The sequence below is a fragment of the Aquimarina litoralis genome (genome assembly GCF_019295435.1).
Classification (GTDB): Bacteria; Bacteroidota; Bacteroidia; order Flavobacteriales; family Flavobacteriaceae; genus Aquimarina; species Aquimarina litoralis_A.
The window spans coordinates 80,613-91,527 of sequence record NZ_WEKL01000020.1 but is presented as its reverse complement, the minus strand read 5'-3'; the positions used below and the strand labels follow the sequence as shown (position 1 = coordinate 91,527).

Below are 10,915 nucleotides of genomic sequence, written 5' to 3'. Positions count from 1 at the left end.
GCACAGCTACAAGCACACGCCTATGCACGAGGCACTGATATCCACCTGGCACCTGGACAAGAAAAGCATTTGCCGCATGAAGCCTGGCATGTCGTACAACAAAAACAGGGACGGGTGAAGCCAACCATGCAGTTTAAAGGAAAAACACCTATTAACGATGATGTAGGTCTAGAGAAAGAGGCGGATGTTATGGGAGTAAAAGCCCTACAAAATAAAAGCCACAATATTGATAATCAAAAAAAATGGACCAATAGTAGTGCTGTGAACAGGGAAACACCTATCCAACGAAAAACAGGCATAGAACTAGAATTACATGTACCCGTATATGGTAAGGTTGAATATGAAAAATCAAATGCCCCAAATTTCAGTAAAAAATCTTATGGAAAAGGACTAACAGGCACGGATTATGAACAGCTACGAAATTTTTTGGGTGGAGGATTGAAGTATGGAGTCAAATATGGAGTGAGTCAGGATGATTTGTATGATATTTCTGCCGATCACGGAGAATATCAAACAGTACATTCAAGCTTAATCAAGCATTTAAAATTAAAAGGATATTTATCGAATTGGGATAAATTTAAACCTGAGGCAATGACTAATATAGAATATAGAAGTAGACCATTTGAAGAAAGAAAGAGAGGAGAAAATTATTGGTTTCATAAAATGGCTGGTGATATACAACATCATGCTCAGGATACTGCTAATAAGGCTACGAGCAACAAGATGAATACGTTAAAATCACCTGTTGAGAATCTTTATACCGGTGTTCCTGTAGAATCTTTAGAAAAATTATTGAAAGGTGATTCTGAGGGTACGAAAATTATAAAGGAACTTACAAATATAAAGCCAAACATTCTTATACAGACAAATACAGGGGTTTTACCTTCAGAAATGGAGGAGTTTTTTAAAGAAGGAGGTGATAGGATGATAAAGAATAAAAAATCACCAACTCCTTCTGTTATAGCTGATATTTTAATAAGTTCAGTAGAGGTAGTAAAAGGATTAAGTGAATTAGTGGTTAAACTATGCTCTAAGCAAAATAAAAATGTCACAAAGGAAGAAATAGAAGCGGTTAAAGGATGGATCCTCTTACTAGCACAATATATATTTGGATATGAATTACAACAAACTAACTATTTGTCAGAAGGTGTAACATCCAAAGCCCTGTTGCCGTATCTTTCTAAAACTCCAGTAAAGACTTCGTTACGGGCATTGCCAGACGCCATAAGACCATTCATGGCAGAAGAAGGTGTAGGTAAATTTTGGAAAACGCTATTATCAATCAAACTACCAAAAGTCATTAAAGAGCACGATTTAATAACTAGAAGGAAATTAAAACCTAGAGAATCGCAACAAAATATTAAAAAGGTGTTATCACCTGATCCGACAACTTGGGTGTTAGGATTGTTTAATCAAACTACAAAGAAAGTAACAACTATAAATTCAGGAAATCCTTTAGGGTTGGATAAAGAAGATGAGGGTCAGAGTGGGGAGTTGAGTTTTGGTGGACAGCATGGTATTGTCCTGGAAGATCGATATAATAATTCTAAAATAGATGATCCGTACGCTATTGATAAGATCGCAGAAATGCTTAGAAATGAATGGGAATTAGCAAAAGAAAGACGTATGAAATCCACCACAACTTCTGAAGTCGATTTTTCGCTTCCATTGCCAGAATGGGAAGAATTAAAAGAAAAAGTAAAAGAAACAAGTACATTGCTTAAAGATGCTTTCGAAAAAAAGTCAATCAAAAAACCTTTCTATATAAAACAAATGAACCTGTTATTTACTAAACTAGATGAAGCAGTAAGTCAAGATAAAACATTTATAGAAAAAACAATTAAGTATCTAGATGAAGTTAAAAATATTCTTGAAGGAGAATCTTAAAACAGATAGGGAGTTATTAATTTATAAATAGATAGTCAACGATGAGGTCGAAAATTTATACCACTCTGCAGCCACGAGAAAAGGTGCTTCTAGGAACACAAAAAGGGTTTGTTACCAATGGAAGTGCTACTATTCAGGATAACCGACAGATTACTACACTACAGCGCAAATTAAAATCAGGAATAGAGAATATTGAACAGGGAAAAACACCTATCCAACAAAGGACGAATAACACAGGTCTTCCAACTAATCTTAAATCCGGTATCGAAAACCTCTCCGGCTATAGCATGGATGATGTAAAAGTACATTACAACTCCAGCAAGCCGGCCCAATTACAAGCCCATGCCTATGCACAAGGCACCAATATCCATCTGGCACCGGGACAAGAAAAGCATCTACCGCACGAAGCCTGGCATGTGGTGCAGCAAAAACAAGGACGGGTACAACCTACGATGCAGTTAAAAGGCAAGGTTAACATCAACGATAATAGAGTGTTAGAAAAGGAAGCGGATGTGATGGGTGAAAAAGCTTTAGAAGGTAAGTTTGGACAAAATCATAATACCGAGGCTAAGAATTCTTCTTTCCAGAGTAAAGATGTTATAAAAGATCGTTTTGACGTTTTGAATAATCGAAAGGGAGTAGTTTCAGATACAGTAAATACAGGTGCACCTATACAACTTAAAATCAATATTTGCCTAGAAGAGCAGTTTGCTATAGAAAATATAAATCAATTGAAAGAATTTTATGTAGAATGGGGAGGCAAAGAAATGCCTAAGTTTTTACAAAGAATTATTACACCAGAACTTCTAGATACTCTAGATTTAAGTATAGCAGAAAATGGTTCATTGTATGAATTAACCGGGGCTAATTTTCCTAGGACTCTAGAAGGGAGTAAGGAGGACGTAATTGTTACAGTAACTGAATATTTGAAAAATGCGGGAAGAGGATTTACCTCATTAGAATACAGGTACCATGTTACCAAACTAGAAAACCTCCCTAGTATTAGAAAAGATGGACTTGTTCCTCCCAGGTCTGCTGGGCGATCAGGCTTCCTTGATGGAGAATTTACGGAACTCACTAGATCACAATTTTGGTATAGGACAGTAAAGCCTATTTTCGAAGAAACCAAGGATAATGAAAACTTAACAAGTGAAGAATTACATAAAATCATCGAGTTAACTGAGTATATGGAAATAATGAATTCTGGAGAGGATGTTTATGCTACTATATCCTACGACACTATATCTAAATATATTACCAAATATTCAAATGTTAACTCAAAAGATCGTGCAGACGATGTCGCTGTTTTAAGATTTAAATTTGCCGATCAAGCATGGGTGCCAGATATACAAGACGCTGTATATAGTACACAGAAAATAAATAAGGTTATCCCTCCAGAAGTTATAGAATATGTCGAATTGAAAAATATAACTAAAGACAATATTGGGGAATACATGGATTCAGAAATTATAAAAAATTTGAAAGGATGGACTAATTTGTAAACAGCATTGGTTATGCTGATCCTACCAAGTGTTTTATTGCGAATATCCGGATCACCTGGATTTATAATCTGTGCATTTAACAGCTATTAATTTTAATAAATGAAGTAAAAAAACAATGAAAGCACCATTAGAAAATGTACAAAATTCCGAAAAAGACATAGTACAACGGGTACAAAAAGAACCCAGTACCGGTGGAAATGCTGCAATTGCAGATAACCGACCGGCTATAGCAATACAACGAAAATTACAATCTGCGATGGGAAGTGCTGATGACATCAATAATCCGATCCAACGAAAGAAAAACAACACAGGCTTACCAGACAATCTAAAAACCGGCATCGAAAACCTATCGGGTTATAGTATGGATGATGTAAAAGTACATTACAACTCCAGCAAACCAACCCAACTACAAGCGCATGCCTATGCACAGGGTACCGATATCCACCTGGCACCAGGGCAAGAGAAACATCTACCTCACGAAGCCTGGCATGTGGTGCAACAAAAACAGGGACGGGTAAAACCAACTAGACAACTTAAGAGTAAAGTTTTTATTAATGACGACACAGGGCTAGAGAAAGAGGCGGATTTGATGGGTGCTAAAGCTCTTCAAAAAAAACCATCATTCAACACGAAATTAAAATTACAGGATCATGGCGGTTTGAGTAATAGTAAAACGCCGGTACAACTAAAGACTGGATTTGAGGTAGAATTAGATATTCCTGTATATGGGAATCCCAAGAAAAAAATAGTAAAAAAAACAGATTCCAGAATTACAGAAGATGATCTTTTTCAAATCGAAAGGTATTTAGGAGGGGGATTGGGCTATGGGAGGTCTTACGGGGAAGATAAAAACGGTTATTTTGAAGTTACAGCAGATCATGGAAATCATTCCATACAACATCGACAATTGATTAATAGTTTGTATAAAAAAGGATATATCAATAGTGATAAACTTCCGTCAATGTCCAACATAGAATATCGAACACCAGCCTTAGAAGAACGAGAAGAATCCTCAGGTAAAACTATGGAAAATATTGCTGGAGCTCTTAAAACTCATGCGAATGATGCCTCGGAAAAATCGCTACAAAAGACCTCTAACTCTTTATCTGCCCCAACACCTAATTTGTATACCGGAGTACCTGTTAAGGCACTTCATAAATTAGTAGAAAAGGATGAAGAATTGAAATCATTCGTTACAGAAATTTCAAAATTTCATCCACATGTCTATCTCCAAACTTCTTCGGGAGTGCTTCCTTCCGAAATCCCGACCTTATTTACAGAAGAAAGAGAACGCATGGCACATATGGAAAGAGTGCAGAAATCACCAATAGGTAAGGCGATATTAGCAATGTATAAAAAACCTGTAGAGATTGCTAAAAGTAAAAGAACTCAGATAGAACAGCTATTGAGTAGGAATGTTGATCAGGGATATGATTTAACAGATTTAGACGACATAATGGAGCTAGATGGTTATGTAGATGCTATGGTGGGATTTGTTACTTTACTAATTCAATATTTACTAGCTCAGCAATTAGGTAGTTCTAATTATTTAGGGAGTGATGCATCCCCAAAAAACTTACTAATTCATCTGGCTAAGACAAAGGTCGAAGATTGGATACTAGCATTACCGTACGAAGCAAGGCCAAATCTTTCGAATGTGAACATCGCGAAAGATTGGGAAGAATTCTTTTTTAAGTTAGTGGATGAGGTTAATGAATATAGTATCGTTGCAGATGTAGGACTTAAAAAGGAAAAGCCAGGTTCTAGAAGAGTAATTTCTAACGACCATAAAAAATGGATCATGATGGTTTTGAGAGGAAAGAAAGCACCTACAATAACACCTGGAAAGACATTAGGACTGGATGACGGGCAAGAAAATTTACCGGGAGCATTAACAATTGATGGAGAACAAGGGATTGTTTTAGAAGACAGGACACTATTAACAAAATTGGATGTAAAAATATATGACATCGCTAATCTAGATAAAACATTAAACGAAGAATGGAACAGAGCGGTGGAAAGAAGGAATAAGTCTCTCCAAGATGAAATGATTTAAGTTCAATAGGGATTTTACTTAATGACACCTAGATATAACCGAGGTTAAGCTTACTTTTTAAAAAGATAACCAATAGATTTAAATACAATTATTCCATAGGGAGTTGTATCACAACATATATAACAATGAAAGCATCTATAGAAAAAACCCAAGAACCCCAACAAGAAACTGGGCAGTGTGTACAACAAGAACCCAGTACCGGAGGCGAAGCCATGATTGTTGATAACCGACCGGCTACCATAACACAAAGAAAGCTGCGATCTGCTATAGGTGGTGGTGATCCTAATACTCCTATCCAACAAAAAACCGATCAAAAAATATTTGGGAGAAATAATACAGGCCTACCCGATAAACTAAAAGCAGGCATCGAAACGCTATCTGGGTATAGCATGAATGACGTGAAAGTACATTACAACTCCAACAAACCCGCTCAACTACGAGCTCTTGCTTATGCCCAAGGTACGGATATCCACTTGGCACCAGGACAAGAAAAACATTTGCCTCACGAAGCCTGGCATGTAGTACAACAAAAACAAGGCAGAGTAAAACCTACCATGCAGTTTAAAGGGAAAACACCTATTAATGATGATGTCAAGTTAGAAAAAGAGGCGGATGTAATGGGTGCAAAGGCATTAAGAATAAAAACGAAAGATGAAATGCCCAAGAACTCTGGTGCAGACGTTCATTCAAAATCTCATGGTACTACGCTGTCTTCTCCTAATATAATTCAAACCCGACCTGTAATCCAGCGTTTAATGTCTGAGAAAGAATGGAAACGAATTACTAGTATCTTACCTATTACAAGAAACATAAAATTATCTCCAACTCTTAAAAGTATTGATGTAGCAGTTGCTCAGTATCATAAAAATTCAAATGGCAATAAAGAAGATACGATAAAAGCTCTCCAAACAATAAAGGAAAAAATAGTGTTGTTCAGAAAAGCGAAATCAGGAAAGCTAAGTAACAAAGACAAAGCTGTTAGTTATTTATATCTCGAAGTAATTAAAGAGCTCTCTACGTTAGGGGTTCATGATCAAATCGAATATTTTGAAGCCTTATCACCACAAGAAGAGCTAGAACTCGAATTAGAATTGGAGGCATTAAACATAGAAGAAAGTAAAAACGAAACTAAAAATGAAGATCATGATCTGTCAGAATTAACCCTTCAAGCGGATCAAGAGTTAGAAAATGAACTTACATATCAGAATAATCCAGTCGAAAAGGCATTAGAGGACGTGCGTGAAGCAGTTCTAAAATGTACCAACGTGCTGGGAGGGTCTGCAAAAGTATTCGAGGCAAAAGCAGCAGTAGGTTCTATGTTTATAGACCTGACTATTGATTATTTAAAACATTTTATTGTTCTGGCAAAAAGAAACATTCCTCTTCTCGAAAAGCACGAACAAAAAATTGCACCGGAGTTTGCAGAATTAATAGAGCATATAGAAGAAATCAATGAGTTGTTAACATCGCCAATAGAACAATATGATGACGAAGAACTTTTAAAAGAACTTACTACTTTTTCCATCGACAGAGGTCAAGAAAACACGCAATCATCAGAGGAAGACAAGGAACTCGAGGATCTTCAGATTGAATTGGATAATGAGTCAAAACAAAGTACATTTTTAGAACTGGAAGACCCTGATGAATTAGAGCTTACCATGGTGGAAGCAAAAGCAAATCTGGTAAAACTCAAAAAGGTTAAAAAGAGTTTTGCTTTGTTCATAGGAGAAGAACAAAAACTGAGATATACCTATCATAAACCGTTTGAGGAGTATTTTAAAAAGCTTGAAAATGAAGCATTGATTGATGAAGAAATACTTCAGGAACTCATAGACGGAAAAAGTGGAACTGTGGATACTATTAAAGAAAACCTACTCCTACATATTAATAATTTAGCGCAGGATCTGGGGGAGAATGCTATTGATACGCAACATGATACTTTTGATAGTCTTGTAGATATGACCATTAAGAATGCTGCAGAAGAAGTTTTTGGGAAACATTTAGCCGCGATTGAAGTAGAAAACCAAGGGATCACGTTTTTTATCTCGGGTGATGCCAAAGAAGACGCTCAAACTGTTACAGGCCAATTTGATTTTAGCCAAGGGGGAGAAGCTTTATTACACCTTTTTCAAAGAGTTCTGGGTGCATCCACCGTATATGATGTGTCAAGTGCCAACTTAGGAATTAAGATTTCTATGGGAGCTACAGTGGATCTTTTGGCTAAATTTCTGGAGTTGGGAGCGAGTATATTTGTAGCCTTAAGAGGATCCATAAATGTCCAGGATGATCGACGTTTACGAGCAGGAGGGTTATTAACTTTGGGAACAGCAGGAAAAATAACTGCGCTCTGGAGATTTCTTAGTGCGAGATATGAAATAAGTAAAAGTATAGGGATTACAGGAACTTATGATGATTTAAAGCACTTTGTAGCACGAATTATGCAACAACTTTATGAAATTAGAATGAGTTTACAGAATGCCTATCTTAAAGAGAAGGGGGAGAGCTTTACGGATGAAGATCAAGCAGAAATTAGGGCAGCAAATGAGGATGCCGCTAATTGGGAAGCATTAAAAAGCAAAAAACCTATAAAAGTAAAAGATAGTATAAAAAATCATGAAGTCGAAGCGAGTGGAGTATGGGGAATGGTCAAAGGTAATGCGCAAAAAACAAAAAAGAAAACCACTTTCTATAAGGATAACAAAGTTGGGAAAACCGTCAAAAAGGAAGGAGCTACCTCGGCAATACGAAAATCTGTGGCTATAAAAGTTCCCGAAATCGGAAAATTTATGGGTAGTTATACCGAGACAGAAGTTCGAAATGATGCGAATCCGGATAACAACGGCGACTATCGTAATTTTAGAGTACAATTACCTAGCCTTTCTTTCTCGGAGCTTAGCTTAGCATCTTTTCGGGATAGCATCGCTGATATTGAACAGTTTTATGGAAAGGAAGAGACACCACTTCATAAAGCTAAAACTATTTTCAACTATTTAAAGGGACAATATGAGAATGCTCAAAAGGCTCCGGGACAAGCCAGTCTGTTGGAAAGTTTGAATACTATGAATGTTATACTCGAGTGGGATTGGGTAAAGACAGAGGGGAATTACCAACTTCAATATTTTCGACTAAATGCCTCGCAATCCCATTCACATTCCTTACCGTTTGGTGAAGTCCCTCTTTTTTCTACAGGTGCTATCGGTATTTCTGCAGAAGCTGGAGCAGAATTTAATGTGGATCGTTCCTGGGGTTTATATGAAAAAATGGGTTCCAATACATTGACATATCTTCACACAGTATACAATGGTTTAACTCGTAGACAAAAGGGAGATAATGATTGGATATTGTATAGAGATGCCTATGAGCGAGAAATCCTCGAGCTCATTAAAAAAGTGGGGACTAAAGATTCTATTCCCCAAAAAGAGGCTAGAAAAAATGGAATTTCAGAAGAAGTACTAGCGGCATGTGAGAATTTTAAACTGTATTCTCATGAAGGAAAAAAGAAAGAAACCTTAGATACTTTTGAGAAATATCTGGAAAAAGTTAAGAAGTCTACCGTTCAAGAAGGAGAACAAGGATGGGAATAAGAGCTAGGATAGTAAGTTTGTTATTCTCGCTAAAATAATATGAAACTAATAAAACAAATATGAAACAAATAGCGACCAATTTTTTTGGAAAAAAAGAAGATTTTGTTATGTTTTTACCAGGTGGAGTTCCATTAATATCTTATAATTCCGAGTTTCAAGTAACTGGGCTTGGAGATACAGTAGCGTTGCAGGTATCAACCACTTTAGATAAGGTAAGCATGAAAAATCTTATAGATGAAAAATTATTCCCAAATATCGAAATCCCAGAAATAAAACCACTAACCAAATATGAGCTACGATTGGATCTTAAGGGCAGTGATTCCTTAAACAATTTGTTATTCAAAGGTATGCAACAGGCTCTAGAAAAAGATCCCATTCAGATTCTGACAGAGAGAAAAGATACATCCATTCCTCCTTTTCGCCAATTATCAAACTACCGGTTGGATTCCTGGGCAATTATAGAAACTCCTTTAGCATCTCAGGAATTTATTGATCTTGCAAATAAACCCCCTGAGAAGTAAAATAGGTTGAAGGTTAGAAATGATTTGATTGTGATCACCGAAAGACAACAGCGAAGTCACAGACATTCGCAAAGTTATAGATATCTACAAACTAAGGGCTCTCCGAAGTTTGCAACTTTGGAGTGGCTTAAGTAAAAGTTTAAGAAAAGAATATGAAGGCGGACCCGTTAGGTTTTTGAATTCTACTAGGTCTTGTAAATATATGTCGCAAAATTCCTTCTATTTACCGGTTTTGTGATAGCCATTAGGTGTCTTGTGATACTACTTTTGAAGTAACATAAATAAGTATATCATGGAAGATAAAAAATCAATGTATTCGCTTAGAAAAACAATTGGAATTTTGGGATTGGCATTGCCATTATTACTTCTGGCAGCGCATCAAGATTTACTCTCTAGTATGAGTCATTATTATTATACCACAGGAGGTGTGTTTTTTATTTTAATATTATCAGCTTTTGGCTTGATCTTAATAAACTATAGAGGATATCCGAAAAAAGATGGAGAGCTCATGAGTGATCGTTTGATCACAACGATTGCAGGAATATGTATTTTGGTAACTGTACTGGTTCCCACCAAATCAGAAAACCCACTTGGAACTTTATTTTTTACAGATTCCCCTTATTTGTTTGGTCACGAATCTAATGGACTTCTAGGGGCTATCCATTTGTTAAGCGCAGCTTTCTTCTTCTTTCTATTGGGATATATGAGTTTTTACAAATTTATATTAAATCATAATGCTTCGGCCTCCAGAAATAGATTGTTTCGCAGAAGTGGTATGATCGTATGGGCATCAGTAGGAGCGCTTATTGTAATTTTTGCAATAGAAAAACTCCTAAAAATCAATATGGATGAGGTATTTCCTGCATATACCTTTTGGTTAGAATGGGTAGCAGTATATGCATTTGCAGTAGCTTGGTTGGTAAAAGGAAGAATTGATAAGGATATACATGAAGTTGTGAAAAAAATTACAGATCGGGATGTATTATCAAACTCAAACAAGTGATGATACATATCCCAGTACTACCTTACTGGTTCTTCTACATATTGTAAAGGAATCAATGCTAGAGATGTAATCAAAGTGTCTTTTTTGCAGATATACCTATTAAAATCGATTTATTCATGATCCTGCAAGACGTTCAAAAGTCAAAATCAGCAAATGTTTCATGGTACATAATTCCCTTTTAGCTCTTCTTTTTCCTTTTCATAGAACTTGTTTTGGGGATGCCTACTTGTCCAATTTACTTTAGCTGTAAAATTATAAACCTTTTAAAATAGATAATTATGAAAACAATTCAGAATTTCAAACCCCTTTTTATAACGGTTGTAGATTTTATAAAGGAACTACCTACTGCTTGTAGTTATGCC

Annotated in this window: 6 protein-coding genes; all 6 read left to right on the top strand. The window is 36.2% G+C overall.

All coding sequences use genetic code 11. From position 1 onward, the window contains the following. A partial coding sequence (locus GBO31_RS12285) for a DUF4157 domain-containing protein (protein WP_219008643.1) occupies positions 1–1,887 on the top strand: 1,887 nt, incomplete at its 5' end. 41 nt (positions 1,888–1,928) lie between these two features. Continuing rightward, complete coding sequence (locus GBO31_RS12280; protein WP_219008642.1) at positions 1,929–3,389, top strand: DUF4157 domain-containing protein; 1,461 nt, start codon at positions 1,929–1,931, stop codon at positions 3,387–3,389. Between the two features lie 115 nt (positions 3,390–3,504). Then, positions 3,505–5,445: a DUF4157 domain-containing protein gene (locus tag GBO31_RS12275; RefSeq protein ID WP_219008641.1), complete on the top strand. Its 1,941-nt coding sequence runs from the start codon at positions 3,505–3,507 to the stop codon at positions 5,443–5,445. A gap of 125 nt (positions 5,446–5,570) precedes the next feature. Beyond that, positions 5,571–9,029, top strand: coding sequence for a DUF4157 domain-containing protein (locus GBO31_RS12270; RefSeq protein ID WP_219008640.1), 3,459 nt, complete (start codon positions 5,571–5,573; stop codon positions 9,027–9,029). 59 nt (positions 9,030–9,088) lie between these two features. Next, complete coding sequence (locus GBO31_RS12265) at positions 9,089–9,550, top strand: hypothetical protein (protein WP_219008639.1); 462 nt, start codon at positions 9,089–9,091, stop codon at positions 9,548–9,550. Between the two features lie 292 nt (positions 9,551–9,842). Continuing rightward, entirely contained in the window at positions 9,843–10,553 is a 711-nt protein-coding gene (locus tag GBO31_RS12260) for a hypothetical protein (RefSeq protein ID WP_219008638.1), read from the top strand. Positions 10,554–10,915: the final 362 nt, after the last annotated feature.

Excerpts from the sequence above, each read along its gene's own strand:
- GBO31_RS12280 (WP_219008642.1), top strand. The coding sequence starts at position 1,929 with ATGAGGTCGAAAATTTATACCACTCTGCAGCCACGAGAAAAGGTGCTT.
- GBO31_RS12275 (WP_219008641.1), top strand. The coding sequence starts at position 3,505 with ATGAAAGCACCATTAGAAAATGTACAAAATTCCGAAAAAGACATAGTA.
- GBO31_RS12270 (WP_219008640.1), top strand. The coding sequence starts at position 5,571 with ATGAAAGCATCTATAGAAAAAACCCAAGAACCCCAACAAGAAACTGGG.
- GBO31_RS12265 (WP_219008639.1), top strand. The coding sequence starts at position 9,089 with ATGAAACAAATAGCGACCAATTTTTTTGGAAAAAAAGAAGATTTTGTT.
- GBO31_RS12260 (WP_219008638.1), top strand. The coding sequence starts at position 9,843 with ATGGAAGATAAAAAATCAATGTATTCGCTTAGAAAAACAATTGGAATT.